Annotated in this window: 24 protein-coding genes; 10 read left to right on the forward strand and 14 right to left on the reverse strand. The window is 65.6% G+C overall.

Features of this window, described 5'->3' with window-relative positions; genetic code table 11:
* Positions 1-51: 51 nt before the first annotated feature.
* The 3 genes from AC5JDC_RS02190 to AC5JDC_RS02200 form a co-directional block, all read right to left on the reverse strand.
* The gene (locus AC5JDC_RS02190; protein ID WP_106772127.1) at positions 52-564 is read right to left on the reverse strand and encodes a hypothetical protein; all 513 of its coding nucleotides are present in this window, start codon (positions 562-564) and stop codon (positions 52-54) included.
* Positions 565-577: 13 nt separating this feature from the next.
* A complete protein-coding gene (locus AC5JDC_RS02195) occupies positions 578-1018 on the reverse strand; it encodes a hypothetical protein (RefSeq protein ID WP_495838723.1) in 441 nt (146 codons plus the stop codon).
* 401 nt (positions 1019-1419) lie between these two features.
* The gene (locus AC5JDC_RS02200; protein WP_106772129.1) at positions 1420-1782 is read right to left on the reverse strand and encodes an SPW repeat protein; all 363 of its coding nucleotides are present in this window, start codon (positions 1780-1782) and stop codon (positions 1420-1422) included.
* 272 nt (positions 1783-2054) lie between these two features.
* Between AC5JDC_RS02200 and AC5JDC_RS02205 the strand changes: the two genes are divergently transcribed.
* Positions 2055-3245, forward strand: coding sequence for a glycine C-acetyltransferase (locus AC5JDC_RS02205; protein WP_495838725.1), 1191 nt, complete (start codon positions 2055-2057; stop codon positions 3243-3245).
* Between the two features lie 229 nt (positions 3246-3474).
* A complete protein-coding gene (gene tdh / locus AC5JDC_RS02210; RefSeq protein ID WP_495838727.1) occupies positions 3475-4509 on the forward strand; it encodes an L-threonine 3-dehydrogenase in 1035 nt (344 codons plus the stop codon).
* A 253-nt stretch (positions 4510-4762) separates the two neighbouring features.
* Here tdh and AC5JDC_RS02215 read toward each other — a convergent pair whose 3' ends face one another.
* Entirely contained in the window at positions 4763-5173 is a 411-nt protein-coding gene (locus AC5JDC_RS02215) for a type II toxin-antitoxin system VapC family toxin (RefSeq protein ID WP_495838729.1), read from the reverse strand.
* Positions 5173-5418, reverse strand: a complete 246-nt coding sequence (locus AC5JDC_RS02220) for a type II toxin-antitoxin system Phd/YefM family antitoxin (RefSeq protein ID WP_495838731.1) — start codon at positions 5416-5418, stop codon at positions 5173-5175. Before AC5JDC_RS02220 ends, AC5JDC_RS02215 begins: the two co-directional genes overlap by 1 nt.
* Positions 5419-5615: 197 nt before the next feature.
* On the opposite strand from AC5JDC_RS02220, the gene AC5JDC_RS02225 reads away from it, so the two are divergent.
* Positions 5616-6125: an HPP family protein gene (locus AC5JDC_RS02225; protein ID WP_495838733.1), complete on the forward strand. Its 510-nt coding sequence runs from the start codon at positions 5616-5618 to the stop codon at positions 6123-6125.
* Here AC5JDC_RS02225 and AC5JDC_RS02230 read toward each other — a convergent pair whose 3' ends face one another.
* Positions 6126-6611: a MarR family winged helix-turn-helix transcriptional regulator gene (locus AC5JDC_RS02230; protein ID WP_495838735.1), complete on the reverse strand. Its 486-nt coding sequence runs from the start codon at positions 6609-6611 to the stop codon at positions 6126-6128.
* 147 nt (positions 6612-6758) lie between these two features.
* On the opposite strand from AC5JDC_RS02230, the gene AC5JDC_RS02235 reads away from it, so the two are divergent.
* Genes AC5JDC_RS02235 through AC5JDC_RS02245 form a run of 3 tightly spaced genes read left to right on the forward strand, consistent with a single transcriptional unit; the run spans position 6759 to position 8613 of the window.
* Positions 6759-7784: a fumarylacetoacetate hydrolase family protein gene (locus AC5JDC_RS02235; RefSeq protein ID WP_495838737.1), complete on the forward strand. Its 1026-nt coding sequence runs from the start codon at positions 6759-6761 to the stop codon at positions 7782-7784.
* Positions 7781-8065, forward strand: a complete 285-nt coding sequence (locus AC5JDC_RS02240; protein ID WP_495838739.1) for a hypothetical protein — start codon at positions 7781-7783, stop codon at positions 8063-8065. The genes AC5JDC_RS02235 and AC5JDC_RS02240 overlap by 4 nt, the downstream gene beginning before the upstream one ends.
* Before the next feature lie 11 nt (positions 8066-8076).
* Positions 8077-8613, forward strand: a complete 537-nt coding sequence (locus AC5JDC_RS02245) for a DinB family protein (RefSeq protein ID WP_495838741.1) — start codon at positions 8077-8079, stop codon at positions 8611-8613.
* On the opposite strand, the gene AC5JDC_RS02250 is transcribed toward AC5JDC_RS02245, so the two are convergent.
* Both AC5JDC_RS02250 and hppD read right to left on the reverse strand, forming a co-directional pair.
* Positions 8608-8841, reverse strand: coding sequence for a hypothetical protein (locus AC5JDC_RS02250; protein ID WP_495838743.1), 234 nt, complete (start codon positions 8839-8841; stop codon positions 8608-8610). The genes AC5JDC_RS02245 and AC5JDC_RS02250 overlap by 6 nt on opposite strands.
* A 152-nt stretch (positions 8842-8993) precedes the next feature.
* Positions 8994-10103 carry a 4-hydroxyphenylpyruvate dioxygenase gene (gene hppD / locus AC5JDC_RS02255; protein ID WP_495838745.1) on the reverse strand — a complete coding sequence of 370 codons (1110 nt, stop codon included), beginning with the start codon at positions 10101-10103 and terminating at the stop codon, positions 8994-8996.
* Between the two features lie 128 nt (positions 10104-10231).
* Between hppD and AC5JDC_RS02260 the strand changes: the two genes are divergently transcribed.
* Positions 10232-10699, forward strand: a complete 468-nt coding sequence (locus AC5JDC_RS02260) for an Lrp/AsnC family transcriptional regulator (protein ID WP_495838747.1) — start codon at positions 10232-10234, stop codon at positions 10697-10699.
* Positions 10700-10916: 217 nt separating this feature from the next.
* Entirely contained in the window at positions 10917-12110 is a 1194-nt protein-coding gene (locus tag AC5JDC_RS02265; protein ID WP_495838749.1) for a M14 family metallopeptidase, read from the forward strand.
* Between the two features lie 97 nt (positions 12111-12207).
* Here the strand turns inward: AC5JDC_RS02265 and AC5JDC_RS02270 are convergent, their stop codons facing one another.
* Positions 12208-12546, reverse strand: coding sequence for a protein tyrosine phosphatase family protein (locus AC5JDC_RS02270; RefSeq protein WP_106772141.1), 339 nt, complete (start codon positions 12544-12546; stop codon positions 12208-12210).
* A 120-nt stretch (positions 12547-12666) separates the two neighbouring features.
* Positions 12667-13668, reverse strand: a complete 1002-nt coding sequence (locus tag AC5JDC_RS02275) for an aldo/keto reductase (RefSeq protein ID WP_495838752.1) — start codon at positions 13666-13668, stop codon at positions 12667-12669.
* A gap of 114 nt (positions 13669-13782) precedes the next feature.
* On the opposite strand from AC5JDC_RS02275, the gene AC5JDC_RS02280 reads away from it, so the two are divergent.
* Positions 13783-14679: a LysR substrate-binding domain-containing protein gene (locus AC5JDC_RS02280; RefSeq protein ID WP_495838754.1), complete on the forward strand. Its 897-nt coding sequence runs from the start codon at positions 13783-13785 to the stop codon at positions 14677-14679.
* Between the two features lie 33 nt (positions 14680-14712).
* Here the strand turns inward: AC5JDC_RS02280 and aztD are convergent, their stop codons facing one another.
* From aztD to aztA, 4 genes are all read right to left on the reverse strand, one after another.
* Positions 14713-15924 (reverse strand): zinc metallochaperone AztD, encoded by a 1212-nt coding sequence (aztD, locus tag AC5JDC_RS02285; RefSeq protein ID WP_495838756.1) that lies wholly within the window; start codon positions 15922-15924, stop codon positions 14713-14715.
* Between the two features lie 315 nt (positions 15925-16239).
* Positions 16240-17184: a zinc ABC transporter substrate-binding protein AztC gene (gene aztC, locus AC5JDC_RS02290; protein WP_495838758.1), complete on the reverse strand. Its 945-nt coding sequence runs from the start codon at positions 17182-17184 to the stop codon at positions 16240-16242.
* 17 nt (positions 17185-17201) lie between these two features.
* Positions 17202-18071, reverse strand: coding sequence for a zinc ABC transporter permease AztB (gene aztB, locus AC5JDC_RS02295; RefSeq protein WP_495838760.1), 870 nt, complete (start codon positions 18069-18071; stop codon positions 17202-17204).
* Between the two features lie 299 nt (positions 18072-18370).
* Complete coding sequence (aztA, locus tag AC5JDC_RS02300) at positions 18371-19156, reverse strand: zinc ABC transporter ATP-binding protein AztA (protein WP_106772147.1); 786 nt, start codon at positions 19154-19156, stop codon at positions 18371-18373.
* Between the two features lie 546 nt (positions 19157-19702).
* Between aztA and AC5JDC_RS02305 the strand changes: the two genes are divergently transcribed.
* Positions 19703-19892 (forward strand): hypothetical protein (locus tag AC5JDC_RS02305; RefSeq protein WP_495838762.1); only part of this gene is annotated, 190 nt, incomplete at its 3' end.

The following is a 19892-nucleotide window of genomic DNA, read 5'->3' on the forward strand; positions in this document are numbered from 1 at the left end:
GCGAATGGCGACGCATCGTGTCAAGCGGGCCCTGGCCCGCCGGTTGAAATCTCACGGCCTGATCTGGAACCAGCAGGTCACCGGGCTGATCTGCCCGGTGAAGTTGTTGGAGACGATCTGCACGCGCGGCATGATCGGCGCGCTGGCCTGCACGTTGAGGATGCCCGAGCAACTCGTGCCCGCCGTGACGCCGTTGAGGTACTGCAGGTAGACGGCCATCTTGTAGACGTGCTCGCCCTTCTCCAGCCGCAGCACCTGCTCGTCGAACTGCGACGCGAAATTGGCGTGGACGACCGTCTCGTCGTTCACGGTCAGCGAGAAATAGCTGTTGTAGAAGTCGACGAAGCCCGGATTGATCGTGTCCGAGAGCACGATGTTCTGGAAGTCGCGGGTGATGATCAGCGTGGCGGTCTGCGCGGCCGTGGTGCCTCCGGCCTGGCAGTTGACGGTGATGTAGTTGCCGGAGCCGACGATGTTGGCGTTGCAGTTGCCCTGATTGTCGATCTGGGCGTGGGCCGGGGCCGAAGCGAGGATCAGAAGGAACAGCCAGGCGCTCGGTCTCATGAAGTGCTGGGCCTTATTGGTTTACGGTGTTGCCGCTGCCGATGATGTTTGCGTTGCCGTCGCCGGTGTTGGTGATCGAGCCGCCCTGGCGGGCCTCCTTGAGCAGCGGGGACAGGTCGCCGTAGACCCGCAGCCGGCAGTCGCGCACGCTGTTGAGCTGCGAACCGACTTCCGTGCGCAGCACGCCGACATAGTCCTCGCTGTTGAAGGTCGCCGCGCCCGACAGGCCGAGATCCGCCAGCTTCTTCATCAGACCGCTGAGCTTGGCTTCGGCATTGCCTTCGATCTTCAGGCTGTTGGCACTGCCCGTGTTCTGGAAGTCCCCGCAAACGGCGGCCATCATCGACTGGATGATCTGCTGTGGCGTCTCCTGGGCGGAAGCGGGGCTGGAAAACATACCGGCGCCAGCAAGACCAGCCAGGCATATGCGCCATGCCGGAAAGGATCGTTTCATGATTGGACCCCCGCTGGCGTCGTGTACCGGTTAGAAATAGCCGAGCCGTCACCGCTACAATTACTGTAGCATGCTGCATGCGTGGCCTCCAGTGAAATACTTCGCTGCCGGAGGCGTCCGCTTAGCTTCGGTTTGGCATGTAGATCGTTCGTTCCATTCCGGTGCGGACTTGCCGAGAAATCCTTCGCCGGCGCGAAGGATCGGACAGCCGCGCAGGGCGATCTGACCCACTTGGCTCGGCCGCCGGTGGACCCGAGGCATCGTAGAATAGGGGCGGATGCCGAAGACATATGAGATCTCACGCAGCTCCGGCGCCGGGGAGGGCCCCGGCGCCGGAGACCACGCCTGTTCTCGTGCTCAGGCCGCCGTGCCTGGCGATCTAGGCTCGCTGGTCGGTCCCGTCACGCATGCGCGTGCGGGTCCTGCCTGTGTCCCCAGACGGCCCAGGCCGAAGCCGCGGCGACGAGTACGCCGAGGATGACGTGGGTCCATGCAACCGTCATGTTCGCGGCGAAGCCGAGCAGCCACGGCGAGACGATCAGCCAGACGCCCAACGCGAAATTCGCCCATTCCTCCCATTCGGCGAACGCCGTCAGCGTGCCGATCGCAAGGGCGGCGAGAACGACGCCGACGATCCAGGCATTCCAGGCGGGCGTGGTTTCGGCGGCGAAGCCGATGACCCAGGGGGAGATGAACAGGCATGCCGCGAGGACGAGGTTGATCCAGTCCTGTCCGGTTCTGCCTTCCGTGAGTGAGCCAGCCATGACAACCTCCATACGAAGCTTGACCGAAGCGTTGACTCCGCGTGCGGAGCACGCTTGCCTTCGAGATGGCTCCGCAATCCCTGCCTTTCAAGGGTTGCGCCCTGTCAGCGGAACAAACCGCGAAACAATTGTTCGTGAACGCGGGCGTGCTCCTGAACAATGAGGTCGATCGCCTGATCTGGGAGGCACTGTACGTGCGCCGTGTCGATTTTGCGCTAGACTGGCGCCCGGCGAAGCGGCACAGCTTCCGGCAGAACAGGGACGACCGGCCAATGAGCGCAGCCTTCCTTTCCCATCTCGCCTCCGAGCTGGAGGGCCTCAGGTCCGCCGGCCTGTATAAATCCGAGCGCGTGATCACCTCCATGCAGTCCGCCGAGATCGAGGTTGCCGGCGGCGATAGGGTGCTCAACTTCTGCGCCAACAACTATCTCGGCCTCGCCGACAGCGAGGAACTGCGCGAGGCGGCGAAGAAGGCCCTCGACCGTTACGGCTACGGCATGGCGTCGGTGCGCTTCATCTGCGGCACGCAGGAGGAGCACAAGCAACTGGAGGCGAGGATTTCCGCCTTTCTGCGCATGGAGGATACGATCCTCTACGGCTCCTGCTTCGACGCCAATGGCGGTCTGTTCGAGACGCTGCTGTCGGAGGACGACGCCATCGTCTCCGACGCGCTCAACCACGCCTCGATCATCGACGGTGTGCGGCTCTCCAAGGCCAAGCGTTTCCGCTATGCCAACAATGACATGGCGGCGCTGGAGGAAGAACTGAGAAAGGCGGAAGGCAGCCGCTTCAAGCTGATCGCCACCGACGGCGTGTTTTCCATGGACGGCATCATCGCCAACCTGAAGGGCGTCTGCGATCTCGCGGAAAAATACGATGCGATGGTCATGGTCGACGACAGCCATGCGGTCGGCTTCGTCGGCAAGCATGGCCGCGGCTCGCCCGAGCATTGCGGCGTCGAGGGCCGGGTGGACATCGTCACCGGCACGCTCGGCAAGGCGCTTGGCGGAGCCTCGGGCGGCTATACGTCGGGCAGGAAGGAAGTCGTCGACTGGCTGCGCCAGCGCTCGCGGCCTTATCTGTTCTCCAACACGCTGATGCCGGCGATCGCCGCGGCCTCGCTGAAGGTGTTCGACCTCATCGAACGGGGCGAGAGCCTGCGCGCAAAACTCTACGACAATGCCGCGCGGTTCCGCACCTCGATGACGAAGCTCGGCTTCACGCTCGCCGGCGCCGACCATCCGATCATCCCGGTGATGCTGGGCGACGCGTCGCTGGCGCAGGAGATGGCGGCAAGGATGCTGAAGCGCGGCATCTACGTCATCGGTTTTTCCTTCCCTGTCGTGCCGAAAGGCCAGGCGCGCATCCGCACGCAGATGTCGGCGGCGCATTCGAGCGCGGATATCGACCGGGCTGTGGAGGCGTTTGGCAAGGTGGGGAGGGAACTGGGGGTGGTGGAATGATATATTCGCTAACGACCGCGCCTCGTCGCACCCCCCTCTGTCCTGCCGGACATTTCCCCCGCAAGGGGGGAGATTGGCAGTTTCGACGAAACCGGTTCTTCTGCAGCGTGGAGGATTGGCGAAACCAAAGCGGCCGGCCAATCTCCCCCCTTGCGGGGGAGATGTCCGGCAGGACAGAGGGGGGTGCGACGAGGCGCCACGCTTCGTGGTTTGCGGACGAGGTTTCCCAATGTCCAACATGATGCGCGCCCTCGTGAAAGCCAAGGCCGAACCCGGCATCTGGATGGAACAGGTACCGGTTCCCGAGATCGGCCCCAATGACGTGCTGATCAAGGTGAAAAAGACCGCTATCTGTGGCACCGACGTCCATATCTACAACTGGGACCAGTGGGCGCAAAAGACCGTGCCGGTGCCGATGGTGACCGGCCACGAATTCGTGGGCACGGTGGCGGATTTCGGCGCGGCGGTGACTGAGTACAAGCTCGGCCAGCGCGTTTCCGGCGAGGGCCACATCGTCTGCGGCCATTGCCGCAACTGCCGCGCCGGCCGCGGGCATCTCTGCCGCAACACGCAAGGCGTCGGCGTCAACCGGCCGGGCGCCTTCGCCGAATATGTTGCTATCCCGCAGCACAATGTCGTGCCGATCCCCGACGACATTCCCGACGAGGTGGCGGCGATCTTCGACCCGCTCGGCAACGCCGTGCACACGGCGCTCTCCTTCGACCTCGTCGGCGAGGACGTGCTGGTGACCGGCGCCGGGCCGATCGGCATCATGGGCGCGCTCGTCGCCCAGTGCGTGGGTGCGCGAAAGGTCGTCATCACCGACATCAACCCGACGCGGCTGGCGCTGGCCAAAAAGCTCGGCGTGCATCACGTCGTCGACGCCTCGACGGAAAAGCTCGCCGACGTGATGCGCGAGGAGGGCATGCGCGAGGGTTTTGACGTCGGCCTGGAGATGTCGGGCTCCGCCGCCGCCTTCCGCGACATGATCGACGCCATGAACAATGGCGGCAAGATCGCCATTCTCGGCATCGCGCCGACCGGCTTCGAGATCGACTGGAACAAGGTCATCTTCAAGATGCTGACCTTGAAGGGCATATACGGCCGCGAGATGTTCGAGACCTGGTACAAGATGATCGCCCTGGTGCAGGGGCCGCTCGACGTCACCGGCCTGATCACCCACCGCATCGGCGTCGACGACTACATCGCCGGCTTCGAGGCGATGAAATCAGGCAGTTCCGGCAAGGTGGTGATGGATTGGTGAGGCCAATCCGCGGCGCCACAAGGTGTCTTCCGCTGTAGGTTCCTTGCCGCCGCGGCGGCTCATGATGCGATCGAAGGCAGCAAAATCCGCGCGATTCTTGCGTTCAGCGAAGAGTTCCGCGGTCTTCAATGCCGACAGCTTCTCCGCAACTCTCTGGCGATCGCATGCAATGTCAAGATTGCCCGTTCGCTGCCCGGCTCCGAAGCGATGAAATCCGGCAATTCCGGCAAGATGATGATGGGCTGGTGAGGGATCAGCCCAGCTGGGAAATCGTCTTCACCTGTTCCGCCACCGCAGCCTTGGCGAGCTTGTCGTCGAGCGTCGCAAGCGGCGCTCGCAGTCGTATCGCCAATTCGAGAAAGGCTGCATCATAGGCGGAAAGTGTGTGCCGGCGAGCCAATTCAAGGATCGAATCGTGTTGAGACGAGCGGTCGGTCGTCGGCTCGAGGCTTTCTATCAAGCCGAGGCCGTTCCTTGTAAGTTCGCTCGTCAGCCTGCCGCGCCTCTCGTTGACGAGAAACACGTTGCGCAGTTCGTGCCAGAACAAGTCAGGCACGGTCATGCCGACTTCCGTCGCGCTGGTTAGTGCCTGATCGGCGATTGCGGATCTTTCGTCAGGCATGCCCCAACTGGCGGCGGTGGAACTGTCGACGACAATCGTCATCAAGGCCGGCCTTCATCGCGCGCGGACAAGATATCCTGGACCGTAATCCCGGTTCTGATGCCGGATTTCTTGTAGTCGCGTATTGCTTGCGCCGCCTTGACGCGACGCTCATATGCACTGTCGATGGGGACGATCTTGGCCACGGCTCGGCCGTGTCGGGTAATCTCTATGGTCTCGCCGCGCTCGGCCTCGCTGAGCAGCGACAGGAACTTTGCCTTGGCTTCCGATGCCTGAATCGTCTTCATGGATTTTAACCGGTCATTTTGACCAGTCGATCATAGGCGTTTAGGGGAAAATTGCAATATACCTACCTGTGGTTGCGATGGCTGCGCCGGATCACGGCGATGAAATTTTCATCTTCTGCCCAAAATTCGAACTTTGTTCGTTGCCCAGAGCCCGGGCGAGTTGCTATCGGAGCGGGCCCTTCGTTTTAGGTCCGTCGATGCGCCGCCACCTTCGCTCCTTCACCGCCCGGCACGAACCCGGCGGCCAGTTCACCTCGCACCTGAAATCGGGTGCCGGGGCCGTGCTCGGCATCGGCGCCGTCGGCGGGTTGGCGACGCTGACCGGGCTGCCGCTGCTGATCGCGCCGCTCGGTGCCACGGTGGTGCTGCTGTTCGGCCACCCGGCCAGCCCGCTGGCGCAGCCGATCAACATTTTCGGCGGCTATCTGCTGGCGACGATCCTCGGCGTCGCCGCCGCGCTCGCCTTTCCCGGCCTGTGGTGGGTGGCCGCCGTCGCCGTCGGCGCGGCCATCGCCGGCATGCTGATGCTGCGCATCACCCATCCGCCGGCCGGCGCCATTCCCCTGGTGGCGCTGGCCTCGCCGCTGCAGAGCACGTCGCTGTTCATCACCGTCTTCGTGAGCTGCGTCAGCCTGGTCGGGCTGGCGCTGCTGCATCACCGGCTGCCGCCGCGCATCCAGTATCCGCGGCCGCTGCCGGAGGCCTGATCAGAGCTTCAGCGCCCGCTCCAGCACGTCGATCGCGTTCTGGATCGCCTGCCGCTCGCTGGCGCTCGCCCGGCCGAGCAGCCGCGCCTCGTGGGCCTTCATCAGCGGCACCAGATCGCGGTAGGCGGCGTGTCCGGCGCGCGTCAGCGTCAGGTGCTCCAGCCTGCGGTCGAGCGGATCGATGCCGCGCGCCAGCCATTTGCGCTTCTCCAGCGCCGAGACGGCGCGGCTGACTTTTGTCTTGTGCATGGAGGAATGCGCGCCGATCTCCGTCGCCGTCATCGTGCCGAACTGGCCAAGCGTCGCCAGCGTCCGCCATTCCGGCCGCGTCAGCCCGTGCCGGTCCGCATAGATTTTGGAGAACTCGCGGCTGACCTTGTCCGCCAGCCGGTTCAGCCGGTAGGGCAAGAACTCTTCGAGGGCGAGCAGCGGCTCCTGGCCGGCCCTGCTGGCCGGCATCGGGCGTGGGGCCGAGCGGGCAGGCATGGCGTGCTCCGGCTTGATGGTTGCAAATCCAATTGTTACGGCCGCAACCAAATCGCGTCAACGGCCGGTTCGCTTCCTCTCGATTGTCGAATGCGCCTTGACGGCCGACGCCGATCGCCGTGTTGTAGCTCGACCAGGGAGGATTTGATGAAGCTTGCCAGCCTGAAGAACGGTTCTCGCGACGGACGGCTCGTCGTCGTCTCGCGCGACCTGACGCGCTACACCGACGCTTCCTTCCTGGTGCCGACGCTGCAGGCGGCGCTCGACAATTGGGCGCGGCTGGCGCCGCATCTGGAGGCCATGGCCGAATCGCTGGAGACCGGCGCGGTGCCCTCGGCGCGCTTCCACGAGCACGACGCGCATTCGCCGCTGCCGCGCGCCTACCAGTGGGCCGATGGCTCGGCTTACGTGAACCACGTCGAGCTGGTGCGCAGGGCGCGCGGCGCGAAGATGCCGGAAAGCTTCTGGACCGAGCCGCTGATGTATCAGGGCGGTTCCGATACCTTCCTGCCGCCGCGCGACGCGATCGTCATGGCCGACGAGGCCTGGGGCATCGACCTCGAGGCCGAGGTGGCCGTCATCGTCGACGACGTGCCCATGGGCGCCACGGTCGACGAGGCGCGCTCGGCGATCCGGCTGGTCATGCTGGTCAACGACGTCAGCCTGCGCGGCCTGATCCCGGCCGAGCTGGAGAAGGGATTCGGCTTCTTCCAGTCGAAGCCGTCCTCTGCCTTCTCGCCTGTCGCCGTCACGCCGGACGAGCTGGGCGATGCCTGGGACGGCGGGCGGGTCCGCCTGCCGCTCTCGGTCGAGCTCAACGGCAAGCCGTTCGGCCGCGCCGATGCCGGCGTCGACATGACCTTCGATTTTCCGCAGCTGATCGCCCATGCGGCGAAGACGCGGCCGCTCGGCGCCGGCGCGATCATCGGCTCGGGCACCGTCTCCAACAAGCGCGACGGCGGACCGGGCAGGCCGATCGCTGCCGGCGGCGTCGGCTATTCCTGCATCGCCGAGCAGCGCATGGTCGAGGCGATCGAGACCGGCGCGGCCAAGACGCCGTTCCTGCGCTTCGGCGACACCGTGCGCATCGAGATGAAGGACAGGAGCGGCCACTCGATCTTCGGCGCCATCGAGCAGACGGTGCGGCGGGCGGGAGAACAGGAGGGGCAGTGAGCCTCTGGTTTCCGATCCTCACCGGCCTTTGGGGCGTCGTCATGCTCGTCGTCTTCGTCCAGGCGATCCGGCTCTCCTACCGCATCGAGGCGCGCTCGCCGGACCTCGCCAACCGGTCCGGCCTGCCGCGCAACGCCCTGATCTTCCACACCGTGACGAATTCGGGCGTGGCGCGCGACGCCGGGACGCAAGCCATGCGCCGCCGCATGAACGGCCTGCTCGTCGCCAATCTGGTCGGTTTTTTGCTGTTGTGGGATGGGCTGCAATTTATCGGGTATTAGGAGGCCGAGATATGGAGCTTCTCACCCATTTCCGCCGCATGGCCGAAAACAATCTCTGGTCCAACGACCGCCTCTACCGCGCAGTGCTGGCGCTGCGACCCGGCGAGTTGGATGCGCCGCGCACCAGCTTCTTCCCGTCGATCAGGGAGACGTTGAACCACATTCTGTCGGTCGACCTCTATTATCTCGACATGCTGGAGGAGGGCGGGCTCGGCCTGAAGATCTTCGACACCTATGCCGAGAGCGGCGACGCCTGCCAGCTTGCGGAGAGCCAGGCGGCGTTCGACCGCCGGCTTCTCGGCTTCTGCGAGAACCTGGCGGCGGAAGACCTCGACCACCGCGTGCCGACCGACCGCGGCGAAGACGGGATGATCCCCGAACGCATCGGCGACCTGCTCGCCCATCTCTTCCAGCACGACATCCACCATCGCGGCCAGGTGCACGCCATGCTGTCGGGCACCTCGGTCAAGCCACCGCAGCTCGACGAGTTCTTTCTCGATTTCGACCGGAAGCTGAGGAAGGAGGAGGTGGAGCGGCTGGGACTATAGGCTGACGCCGCGTAGCCGATCTGCGAATACGCGCGCCATCAGTTCCGCGGTGCGCGGGTCCTGAACAATCCGGTGCAGTCGGACCAGTTCGGCGAAGACTTCGTCCAGATCGCCGGAATAGATTAGCTCCATATGGTCGTTGACCAGATTTGCCCGGTCTTCGGCCTGCCGCCGAAGGCACATTTCCCGATCCTGGGCGGTCTCCTTCGAGAAGTCACGCGGCTGCATGGCGCCCTCCCTGACAGAAGCGACATTACCCCTCGGACCTGCAAAAGGGAACGGCTGGCCTTCATTCGTGGAATGCTCATTCCGAACACTTTCACCGACTTTGCGTCAAAGCCGGTGAAGAAAATGGCCGATCAGAGCAAAAAAACCGCCGCCTACGCCGCCTTCTCCTTCAGCACGCCGCGCCGGATCTGGTCTTCCTCGATCGATTCGAACAGGGCGCGGAAATTGCCCTCGCCGAACCCTTCGTCGCCCTTCCTCTGGATGAACTCGAAGAAGATCGGGCCGGTCACCGTCTTGGAGAATATCTGCAGCAGGATCTTCGTCGTGCCGCCGTCGACCACGCCTTCGCCGTCGATCAGGATGCCGTGCTTCTTCATGCGCTCGACGGGCTCGTCATGGCCGGAGACTCTGGCGAACGAGCGCTCGTAATAGGTGTCGGGCGGGCCGGGCATGAATTTCAGCCCGTTGCCGTCCAGCCGGTCGGTGGCGTCGTAGATTTCCTCGGTGCCGACGGCGATGTGCTGGATGCCCTCGCCCTTGTATTTCTTCAAAAATTCCTCGATCTGGCTGGTGTCGTCCTTGGACTCGTTCAGCGGGATGCGGATTTTTCCACACGGGCTGGTGATGGCGCGGCTGACCAGGCCGGTGATGCGCCCGTCAATGTCGAAATAGTGGATCTGCTTGAAGCCGAACAACTCGCGGTAGAACGCCCACCACTTGTCCATCTGGCCGCGATAGACGTTGTGGGTGAGGTGGTCGAGATAATAGAAGCCGACGCCCTCCGGTTTCGGATCGCGCTCGCCCAGCCATTCGAACTCCTGGTCGTAGGCAGAGCCCTTCTCGCCGTAGTGGTCGACGAAATAGAGCAGCGAGCCGCCGATGCCGACGATCGCCGGCACATCGAGCGTCTTGTCCTTGCCGGTATAGGGCGTCGCCCCCTTCGACACGGCATGCTCGAAGGCATGTTTCGCGTCGACCACGCGCCAAGCCATCGACGGCGCGCAGGGGCCGTGCTTCTCGACGAAGCTCATGGCGTGCGAGCCGCGCTGGGCGTTGAGCACATAGTTGATGTCGCCCTGGCGCCAAACGGTGATGTTCTTGGTGCGGTGGCGCGCCACCGGCGTATAACCCATGCGCTCGAACAGCGTGCCAAGCTTCTCCGGCTCGGGATGCGCGAATTCGACAAACTCGAAGCCATCGGTGCCGGCCGGGTTGGCCTTGCTGATCTTGGCGGGCGGCGCGTCGTGCGGGAAGGGGCCCATGATGTCCTCCGGGCGGTCAGAGTGCGGACTTGCCGGAATCATACGCCGATCGGCCCGCATTGTGCTTGCATTCGCGGGCGCCCGGTGCTGCATTGATGCACGGTTCGTGCATGTGAGCGGAAAAGACGATGAACGGTGAGCGCCTGGACGAATTCGACCGCAAGATGCTGGCGCTGCTCCAGGACGACGCGCGGCTCACCAACAACGATCTGTCGGAGCGCGTGAACCTGTCGCCGTCGCAATGCTCGCGGCGTCGCCAGCGGCTGGAGGAGGAGGGCTTCATCACCGGCTACCGGGCGCGGCTCGACCGCGACCGGCTGGGCTTCCCCCTGGTCAGCGTGATCTCGGTGACGCTCGCCACCCACAACCGCGACAATGCGCGCCGCTTCGGCGAGCTGATCGCCCGCCTGCCCGAGGTGCAGGAGGCGCACGCGCTCACCGGCGAGATGGACTATTTCCTCAAGGTGGTGACTCCCGACCTGAAGGCGCTGTCGCGCTTCGTCAACGACGAACTTTTGCCGCACGATTCCGTGCAGCACGTGAAGACGGCGATCGTGCTGGAGACGCTGAAGGAGACCGGAGCGCTGCCTTTGTGAATGCGCTCCAGGTTCGGGAGTTGGAAACGGTGGACCGAAAAGGAGCGATCACGCCACTTCCAGACCTTGCCGCAAATCCTCGTATCGCCGGCAGGGTTCTCGCAAACCTTGCCAGGTCATGAGCCCACTGGTAGCGTCAAGTCGAGTGGGGATTTCTACTTTAGATGTGCATGCCGTTGTTCGAACATAGCTTTTCACATTGCAAGGGATCTCCGTCATGTCGGACACACCTCAACAACGCCTCGATCGTCGCGACTTCATGATCGCATCGATTGCCACGCTCGGGGCGTCTGCTGCCCTCGCCGCCGGCAGTGGTGATGCGAATGCCCAGGAGGCGGCGACACCCCCTGCCGATCCGGCATCGGGCACCGTCTACACCGGCGAAACAATCCAGGGCAAAAAGGTCGTCAGCGCGCTCGACGTCGACGATCTCGAGCCGGGCCAGAAGCACTTCCTGTATTTCCAGGGCGTGCAGATGCCGAGCGGACAACACTGGTATGTGTCCGTGACGGTGGCCAGGGGGGCGAAGCCGGGCAAGCGCGTCGTGCTCACCAGTGGCGTGCATGGCGACGAGATGAGTTCCATCCACACAGTCCAGACGGTGATGAACCAGCTCGACCCGGCCGGGATGTCGGGCACGGTCATGGCGGTCACGGATATTGCCCGCCCGGCCATCGAAAGCATGCAGCGCAGATGGCCCAATTCGGGCAGGGGCATCGATCTGGTCGACATGAATCGGGTGTGGCCGGGGAACGAGAACGACATCACCGCGCCCAGCCGGCATGCCGGGTTGCTGTTCAACCGGCTGCTGCGGCCGAACGCCGACTTCGCGATCGACTTCCATACCGGTACGACCGGGTTCGAGGTCGCCGCGTTCAATATCGCCGAGATGGACGTGCCCGAGATCAAGGCGATGGCGGAGCTTTACCCCGTCGGCCAGATCTTCGACAATCCTACCTATCCCAGCGTGCTCCACAACGCGTTCAACGCCGCGGGCATCCCGTCCTTCTGCCCGGAGATCGGGGCTGCCCGGCACCTCGACCTCGAAATGATCGCGCTGTTCGTGGAAGGTACGATGAACGTGCTCAAGCATCACGGCATCGTCGCCGGGCCGATGGGGCGCACCGGCAAGGACGTGCATGTCTTCGTCGGCAACAGCGCCTTCCCGATCCTGGCGACGGAGGGCGGGATCGTCGAGCATCTGGTCAAGCTCAACGACAAGGTCGAGCCCGGCCAGAAGCTGGCCATCCAGCGCAACGGTTTTGGCGAGGTGGTTGCGGAATATACCAGCGGCGTGGCCGGAGAAGTGACGGGCCAGCGCAGCGACGCGATGTCCGAACCCGGCAACCCGCTGGTGTTCATCCTGTTCAACAAGCCGACGCCGGAGGGTGCTGAATCCTATCCCGAGTAATCCGGCGCTTGGGTCATCGTCTCGGGAGATCGGCTGACGGCGCGGAAGTCATGGCTGAAAGCGGGGCGATGGAGAGCAGCAAGTAGCCGCCCGCCGCCTATCCCTTCGCCTGCTTGGCCGCCATGAAAATGTTGGTCGAGCGCGCGCCGGAGCGGCAGTAGGCGAAGACCGGGCCGGGGATCTCATCGAGCGCCTCGGCCATCTCAGCAACGTCCTCCTCGGTCATCTGGCCGCTGGTGAAGGGGATGTGGCGGAAGACGAGTTCCGCGGCTTCCGCCGCCACCGCGATCTCGGCGGCGCTCGGCTGGCCGGGCTGCTCGTCGTCGGGGCGGTTGCAGATGATGGAGCGGAAGCCCGCTTCCTTGATGGCGCGGATGTCGTCGGCGGCGATCTGGCCGGACACGGCGTAGTCGTCGGTAACCTGGCGGATGTCCATGGGTAGAAGCTCCGGAGAAATCTCTGCCTGTGTCATGCCACCGCGCGGGCGTCGCCGCAACCGCTGCATTGCGCCGCGGCCGGCTTCAGGGCGACGCACCGCGTCGCCCTGAAGCCGGGATCAGACCGGTCGCTCGCTATCCAGCATTGCCATCTGGTGCTCGTCGTAGCGCGAGCCCGCCGCGGCACCCTTCGGCGCCGCCCGCTCGATCGCCGCCAGATCGTCCGGCGACAGTGCGAGGTCGAGCGCGCCCAGCGCCTCGGCGAGCCGGTCGCGCCGCCGCGCGCCGATCAGCGGCACGATGTCGTCGCCCTGCGCCAGCACCCAGGCGATGGCGATCTGCGCGACGCTGGCGCCGCGGCTGTCGGCCACACGCCGCAGCGCCTCGACGAGGGCGAGATTGCGCTCGAGATTGCCGTCCTGGAAGCGCGGGCTGCGGCCGCGGAAATCCCCGGCCTGCGTCGCCCGCTGCTTGTCCCAATGGCCGCTGATCAGCCCGCGCGACAAGACGCCATAGGCGGTGATGCCGATGCCGAGCTCGCGGCAGGTTTGCAGGATGCCGTCCTCGATGCCGCGCGAGATCAGCGAATATTCGATCTGCAGGTCGGCGATCGGGTGGACGCTTGCCGCGCGCCGGATCGTCTCCGACCCCACCTCCGACAGGCCGATATGCCTGACATAGCCGGCCTTCACCAGATCGGCGACGGCGCCGATGGTCTCTTCGATCGGCACGTTGGGGTCGAGGCGCGCCGGCCGGTAGATGTCAATCGCCTCGACGCCCAGCCGCTTCAAGCTGTAGGCGGCCGCGGTCTTCACCGCGTTGGGGCGGCCGTCGAAGCCGAGCCAAGAGCCGTCCGGCCCGCGCTGCGCGCCGAACTTCACGCTGATCGCCACCGTGCCGGCGCTGCGGGCGCGCAGCGCCTCCGCGATCAGCAGCTCGTTGTGACCCATGCCGTAGAAATCGCCGGTATCGAGCAGCGTGATGCCGGCGTCGAGTGCCGCATGCAGCGTCGCCAGGCTTTTCTCGCGGTCGGCCGGACCATAGATATCCGACATGCCCATGCAGCCCAGCCCGAGCCTCGACACGAGCGGGCCGGTTTTCCCGAGGGTGCGTTCGTCCATCTTTCTCTCCATTCGCGACGCGGCTCATGCAGGAGCCTTGAGCGCGAAGATGGCGCATGCTCTACTGTGCGATAAGCTGCCCTTGTCGAAACAGACCGTGCGGAATTCCGTACAATGCCGAACGACCTCAACCTGCTCGCCGCTTTCGCCGCCGTCGCCCGCCGTCGCAGTTTTCGCGCTGCCGCGGCCGAGCGCGGCGTGTCGCCGTCGACGCTGAGCCAGCAGGTGCGCGACCTCGAGGCGGCCCTCGATCTGCGCCTGCTCAACCGCACCACCCGCTCGGTCGCCCCCACCGAAGCCGGGCGGCGCCTGCTGGAGCGGCTGTCGCCGGCGCTGGCGGACATCGCCGCGGCCGTCGGCGACCTGCGGGCCGCCGACGACGCGCCGGCCGGCACGCTGCGCATCAATGCGCCGCAGCCGGCCATCGAGCTGGCGCTGGCGCCGCTCATGGGTCCGTTCCTCGCCGCGCATCCGCGCGTAAAACTGGAGATCGTCGCCGAGACGGCGTTCATCGACATCGTCGCCGCCGGCTTCGACGCCGGCGTGCGCTGGGGCGAAAGCCTCGCCCAGGACGTGATCGCGGTGCCGCTCGGGCCGCCGCAGCGCTTCGTCGTCGTCGCCGCGCCAGAGCTCGTGGCAGCCGGTCCGCCAGTCGAGCGGCCGCGCGACCTGCTCGGCCGGCCGTGCCTGCGCATCGTTTATCCCAGCGGCCTCAGGCCCGTCTGGGAGTTCGGCCGCGGCGGCGTCGTCGAGAAGATCGACGCCGACGGGCCGCTGCTGACCACCAACCTCACCGCCCAGCTCCAGGCCTGCCTGGACGGCGCCGGCTTCTGCGCCACCTTCGAGGACTATGTGCGCGAGCATATCGAGGCCGGCCGCCTCGTCACCGTGCTCGACGACTGGTGCCCGCCCTTTCCGGGGCCCTATCTCTATTATCCCGGGCGACGCCACGTGCCGGCGCCGCTGCGCGCCTTCGTCGATTTCGTCAGGCGGCGCAACCGCTCCGGCTAGCTGCCGGAACGATCCGCCATACGATGCACCGGCTCACTCGGTCGCGTGGCTCTCGCCCGAACCGCCGACCGCGACGATGTTGAACGGTTTTCCGTCGACCGCGATCTCGCCGGCCTTCTCGAAGGAGGCGGCATCGACCGTGTGCAGCACACCCTTCAGCGGGTCGGTCACGACGATACGCTCGCCTGCCACCGCCACGCGCGGCCGCGGGTCGCTCCAGTGCCCGTCCATGGAATAGGGCTCGGTCAGCTTCACCGATTTCACGATGGCGCCGGCAACCACGTCGAGCTGGTGCAGCTGCCCGTCCTCGGTGAACACATAGGCGAATTTCGGCCGCACCGGATCGACGGCGAAATGCACGCGCCGCGTCGGCAGCTCGACGAGCCGGAAGGCGTCTTCCGCCGCCGTCGGGTCGATCAGCACGACCTTGTCCGGCCCGTAATTGCCGAGGAAATACTGCAGACCCCTGCCGCCGGCGAGCGTCGTCGCCTTGCCCTCGGGACGCGCGTCGGCATAGGGCAGGTGCTCGATCGCCGGGCCGTCCTCGCCCTTGCTCACCACCAGCAGGCCGGTGGCGCAGGCGAAGGCGAGGAGATTGCCGGAAGACGCCTCGCCATGCAGGTCCGGGCAGGCATGCACGTCGCCGACCCGGCTCCCGCTCCTGTCGACCACGCGGATGCCGACCGGCAGCTCGTCCGGCTTCTCCCTGTCCGGCTCGGAGACCAGCACGTGCTCGCCATAGGCGACCGCCACGCCGTGATGCGGCGCGTCCGTCCTCACCTCGCGCACGGCCGAATTGCCTTGCAGCACGGTCTTTTCGTCGGTGATGCGGACGACCCCTTCGCCGTCGAAGAACAGGGCGATATCGCCGCCATGCTCGACGAAATGCGACGGCTTTTTGCCAGAAACCTCGAAGCCGCTCGGCTTCGGCGCCGACACCTCGATGTCGCCGTGGTCGCCATGGTCGTCGAAGGAGATGCCGGAGGAGAAGGCCGTGACCGTGCCGGCCGCGCCCTGGATGGCAAAGACGCTCCGGCCGCTGTCGCTGCGCTTGAGCGATGCCGGACCCTTCACGGGAAAAGTCTCGACCGGCTCGCCGCTCAGCGCATCGATGACGGTGACGACCGGCTCCGCATGGTCGGACACGAACAGGCGCCAGGCGGTCTTCTCCTCTGCCGCGGCCAATGTCGGTGCAAGGCCGACGAGAAGGGCGATGAGCGAGGACGTGGCGAGATGACGGGTCATGGGTTTTCTCCTTGTAATGTTATTTTGTAACAGTCAAAGTCAGATGAAAAGTGAGGTCTTCACAACTTGCGGCCTCGGCTCTGGACCCCCCTCTCCGTCTCGGGCTTCGCCCTCGACACCTCTCCCCCGCCTTGCGGGGGCGAGGAACCGATGCCGCGCGGGCGGCGCTTATCCAGCCTGGGTTCGTCGCCCCCACGCAGTGGGGGAGAGGTGGCGAGGGCGAAGCCCGAGACGGAGAGGGGGCCTGGGCCGAGCGCGGGACTTGTCGCAACCACCTCTCACCGCAGGCCAGCGTCCACGAAATGCTTCTGGTCCTCAGCTCCCCAGAATGGCGCCCTTGATGGTCCGCACATTGTTGAGCATCAGGTCGACATAGGTGCCGGCGGGACCGTCCGGCTGCGACAGCGCGTCGGAATAGAGCGTGCCGCCGACCGTCAGCCCCGTCTCACGGGCGATCTGCTCGATCAGCCGGGCGTTGGTGATATTTTCGACGAAGATCGCCGAAGCCTTGTCCTCCCGCACCTGGCTGATCAGCGCCGCGACGTCGGCGGCCGAGGCCTCGGCCTCGGTCGAGATGCCCTCGGGGGCGAGGAAGGTGAGCCCGTAGGCATGCTCGAAATAGCCGAAGGCGTCGTGCGAGGTGATGACCACGCGCTTGTCCGCCGGGATCGCCGCGATCTCTTCCTTCACCGTCGCCTCGGTCTCGGCGAGCTTCGTGTCATAGGTGGCGGCGTTTGCCTGGTAGGTCTGGCAGCCCGCGGCGTCGGCGGCGCAGAAGGCATCGGCGATGTTCTTCACATAGATGCGCGCATTGGCGATCGACTGGAAAGCGTGCGGGTCGGTGTCGCCGTGGTGGTGATGGCCTTCGTGCGCCTCCTCGCCACCCTCATGGCCCTCGTGCTCTTCCTTCATCTTCAGCGGCTCGACGCCCTTCGTCAGCTCGACCACGGCCGCCTTTGACGCGCTGGCCGCGGCGAGCCGGCTGAGAAAGCCTTCGAAATGCAGGCCGTTGACCAGCACCACGTCGGCGCCCGCCATGGCGGCAGCGTCGGCCGGCTTCGGCTCGTAGACATGGGCGTCGCCGTCAGGCCCGACCAGCGTGGTGAGTGCGATGCGGTCGCCGCCGACATTCTTGGCGAAGTCGCCGATGATGGAGAAGCTGGCGACCACCTTCAGCGGCTCGGCGGAGGCGGGCAGGGCGGCGAATGGCAGTAATGTTATAACGCTCGTGGCGAGGGCGAGACGGATCGACTTCAGCATGGAAAATTCCTTTCAGGTCAGGCGGTGCGGTGGCGATGCGGGTGGCGGATGCGCGCCAGGAAGGCGCCGCGCGTCCCGAACAGCGTAGACAGCAGATAGACGGCGCCGGCCGACAGGATGATCGACGGGCCGGAGGGCAGGGCGGCGTGGTAGGAGAGCAGCAGCCCCGACAGGCACGACACGATGCCGATGGCGACGGCCAGCGCGCACATGGTGATCACCCGCCCGGTCCAGAAGCGGGCGGCGGCCGCAGGCAGCATCATCAGCCCGACCGACAGCAGCGTGCCGAGCGCCTGGAAGCCGCCGACGAGGTTGAGCACGACGAGGCCGAGGAAGAGGAAATGCACCGGCGTGCCCAGCCGGCTCACCGAGCGCAGGAATAGCGGGTCGAGGCATTCGGCGATCAGCGCCCGCCAGAAGATGGCGAGGCTTGCCAGCGTGACCACGGAAATGCCGGCGATCAGCGTCAGCGCCGCGTCGTCGAGCGCCAGCACCGTGCCGAACAGCACGTGCATCAAATCGACGCTGGAGCCGCGCAGCGACACGATCATCACGCCGAGCGCCAGCGAAATCAGGTAGAAGGCCGCCATCGAGGCGTCCTCCTTCTGCAGGGTGAAGCGCGACACCGCGCCGGCGCCGATCGCCACCACCACGCCGGCGATCAGCCCGCCTATGGTCATCGGCACGATCTGCAGCCCGTAGAGCAGGAAGCCGGCGGCCGCGCCCGGCAGGATCGCATGCGCCATGGCGTCGCCGGTCAGGCTCATGCGCCTGAGCATCAGGAACACGCCGACCGGGCAGGCGGCGAGCGACAGCAGCAGCGAGCCGGCCAGCGCGCGCTGCATGAAGCCGAACTCGACGAAGGGAGCGATCAGCAGGTCATACATCGGCCTGGCTCTCTCTTTGAAAGAGGCTATCGGCTGTGGGATTACCCCCGCCCCTGACCCCTGCCCGCAAGGGCGAGGGAGACCGGCTTGCGTCACCGCTGGGCGCAAATCGTCGATGGTTTTGCCCCGCATGGCGGCCGCAAGATCCCCCTCCCCCTTGAGGGGAGGGGTTAGGGGTGGGGGTACGAGGCGTCCGAACTGCCTCGGCCTCTTGTTGGAGAAGATGGCCGCGAGGCGGCCGGATGAGAGGTGCTCCAGCCCGGCAAGGCCCTCCAAACGGCGAAACGGGGCGAAGTGAACTACGCATGGGCGTGATGCTTGTGATCATGATCGCCATGGTCGTGATCGTGCCCCGCCGGTTCACACCACGGCGCATCCTCGTGCCAGGCCTCGTCGAAACGCCGCGCGTGCAGCAGGTTTTCCGGCTTCAGCGCCTCGCCGGTGGCGCCCCAGGCGATCGGGCTGCGCGCCATCAGCAGCGTTTCGGGAAAATGCGTGCGCACCAGGTCGAGGTCGTGGACCACCACCATCACGGTGAGACTGTCGCCGTGCCAGCGTTTGATGACGCCGATCAGGTCGCCGACCGTCTTGGCGTCGATGGCGTTGAACGGCTCGTCGAGCAGGATGATGTCGGCGTCCTGCACCAGCACCCGGGCGAACAGCGCCCGCTGCAGCTGGCCGCCGGACAGCGTGTCGATGGAGCGGCCCTCGAAGCCGCCCATGCCGACGGACAGCAGCGCCTTGCCGACCGCCTCGCGGTCGGCTTTCGTGGTGCGGCCGAGCAGCCCGCGCTTCGGCCACAGCCCCATCGAGACGAGGTCGACCACCCGCGCGGGAAAGCTGCGGTCGAGCTCGGATTGTTGCGGCAGGTAGGCGACGCGCGCGCCGGGCTCGACCGTGCAGGCGCCGGCCATCGGCTTCAGCACGCCGACGATCCCCTTCATCAGCGTCGACTTGCCCGAGCCGTTCTGGCCGACGACGGCCGTCAGCGAGCCGCGGCGCACCGTGCCGTTGAGGTGGTGCACGGCCGGGTGGCTGTTGTAGCCGAGCGTCAGGTCGCGGAAGGTGATGGCGGCTTCGGTCATCGGGCGGTCGCGTGAGTCAGGGTGGCAGTCAGTATGTTATACTATAACATGTGTCAACCGGAATGCGTTCGGCTGGTTCGGCGCAGGGGATAGTTTTCTTGCGTTCCACCCGTGCAGGCCTTGAAGCAAGCTGTGCGCTTCTGCGGAAAAGGCTAGCTGTTTCCCGCACTTGCCTGTCGTCGCCGCGATAGCCACCGCGGAGAGGCAGGCACTTTTCCTGCTGGTTTTATCCCCGCCCCTCCCGCCTCTCGCATAATCCCGGCAGTCCCTCCTGCGGGAACGCCGATCATGACGGTGGTTTGCGGGGAGGGATCGGTGTCCGGAAGGTAGCGGCTAACGTGGCCGCGAGAGCCGGCGCTGCTTCAGAGTTTCTAACGATCCCGACGAATGAGCGGGACGGGGCTCCGGTATGGCCTCAGGAGCCGTCATGAGCGGGATATCGCCGGCGTCACTTAAGCCGGAGTAGCGAGTACGATCCCATGACCCGGAAATGAAGCGGCGAAGAAGCACCGGACGGGCGGCCGAAAGGTCGCATATAAAATTTAGATGAGCGATCCTGCGGCCGCCCGTCTTCCCGACTTCTTCAATGGCCAGACTGCGATGCAGGGCGTGGCGAGGGCGACGTATGCTCAGGGGATGCTCAGGGGACAGTTTACTTTCTTTCGGCAGAAAGGCACGGCGGTTCAGAGGTCGCGCGGGCCGAAAAAAGTAAACTGTCCCCGGCGCTTCCTCTCCC

This window comes from Kumtagia sp. (genome assembly GCF_059502445.1).

Coding starts and splice junctions, on each gene's coding strand:
- AC5JDC_RS02230 (WP_495838735.1), bottom strand. CDS start 6,611: ATGCCTGCCCGCTCGGCCCCACGCCCGATGCCGGCCAGCAGGGCCGGC.
- AC5JDC_RS02215 (WP_495838729.1), bottom strand. CDS start 5,173: ATGACGATTGTCGTCGACAGTTCCACCGCCGCCAGTTGGGGCATGCCT.
- AC5JDC_RS02260 (WP_495838747.1), top strand. CDS start 10,232: ATGAACGGTGAGCGCCTGGACGAATTCGACCGCAAGATGCTGGCGCTG.
- AC5JDC_RS02200 (WP_106772129.1), bottom strand. CDS start 1,782: ATGGCTGGCTCACTCACGGAAGGCAGAACCGGACAGGACTGGATCAAC.
- AC5JDC_RS02275 (WP_495838752.1), bottom strand. CDS start 13,668: ATGGACGAACGCACCCTCGGGAAAACCGGCCCGCTCGTGTCGAGGCTC.
- AC5JDC_RS02205 (WP_495838725.1), top strand. CDS start 2,055: ATGAGCGCAGCCTTCCTTTCCCATCTCGCCTCCGAGCTGGAGGGCCTC.
- hppD (WP_495838745.1), bottom strand. CDS start 10,103: ATGGGCCCCTTCCCGCACGACGCGCCGCCCGCCAAGATCAGCAAGGCC.
- aztB (WP_495838760.1), bottom strand. CDS start 18,071: ATGTATGACCTGCTGATCGCTCCCTTCGTCGAGTTCGGCTTCATGCAG.
- AC5JDC_RS02225 (WP_495838733.1), top strand. CDS start 5,616: ATGCGCCGCCACCTTCGCTCCTTCACCGCCCGGCACGAACCCGGCGGC.
- AC5JDC_RS02265 (WP_495838749.1), top strand. CDS start 10,917: ATGTCGGACACACCTCAACAACGCCTCGATCGTCGCGACTTCATGATC.
- aztA (WP_106772147.1), bottom strand. CDS start 19,156: ATGACCGAAGCCGCCATCACCTTCCGCGACCTGACGCTCGGCTACAAC.
- aztD (WP_495838756.1), bottom strand. CDS start 15,924: ATGACCCGTCATCTCGCCACGTCCTCGCTCATCGCCCTTCTCGTCGGC.
- AC5JDC_RS02245 (WP_495838741.1), top strand. CDS start 8,077: ATGGAGCTTCTCACCCATTTCCGCCGCATGGCCGAAAACAATCTCTGG.
- aztC (WP_495838758.1), bottom strand. CDS start 17,184: ATGCTGAAGTCGATCCGTCTCGCCCTCGCCACGAGCGTTATAACATTA.
- AC5JDC_RS02250 (WP_495838743.1), bottom strand. CDS start 8,841: ATGCAGCCGCGTGACTTCTCGAAGGAGACCGCCCAGGATCGGGAAATG.
- AC5JDC_RS02220 (WP_495838731.1), bottom strand. CDS start 5,418: ATGAAGACGATTCAGGCATCGGAAGCCAAGGCAAAGTTCCTGTCGCTG.
- AC5JDC_RS02195 (WP_495838723.1), bottom strand. CDS start 1,018: ATGAAACGATCCTTTCCGGCATGGCGCATATGCCTGGCTGGTCTTGCT.
- AC5JDC_RS02270 (WP_106772141.1), bottom strand. CDS start 12,546: ATGGACATCCGCCAGGTTACCGACGACTACGCCGTGTCCGGCCAGATC.
- AC5JDC_RS02235 (WP_495838737.1), top strand. CDS start 6,759: ATGAAGCTTGCCAGCCTGAAGAACGGTTCTCGCGACGGACGGCTCGTC.
- AC5JDC_RS02280 (WP_495838754.1), top strand. CDS start 13,783: ATGCCGAACGACCTCAACCTGCTCGCCGCTTTCGCCGCCGTCGCCCGC.
- AC5JDC_RS02190 (WP_106772127.1), bottom strand. CDS start 564: ATGAGACCGAGCGCCTGGCTGTTCCTTCTGATCCTCGCTTCGGCCCCG.
- tdh (WP_495838727.1), top strand. CDS start 3,475: ATGTCCAACATGATGCGCGCCCTCGTGAAAGCCAAGGCCGAACCCGGC.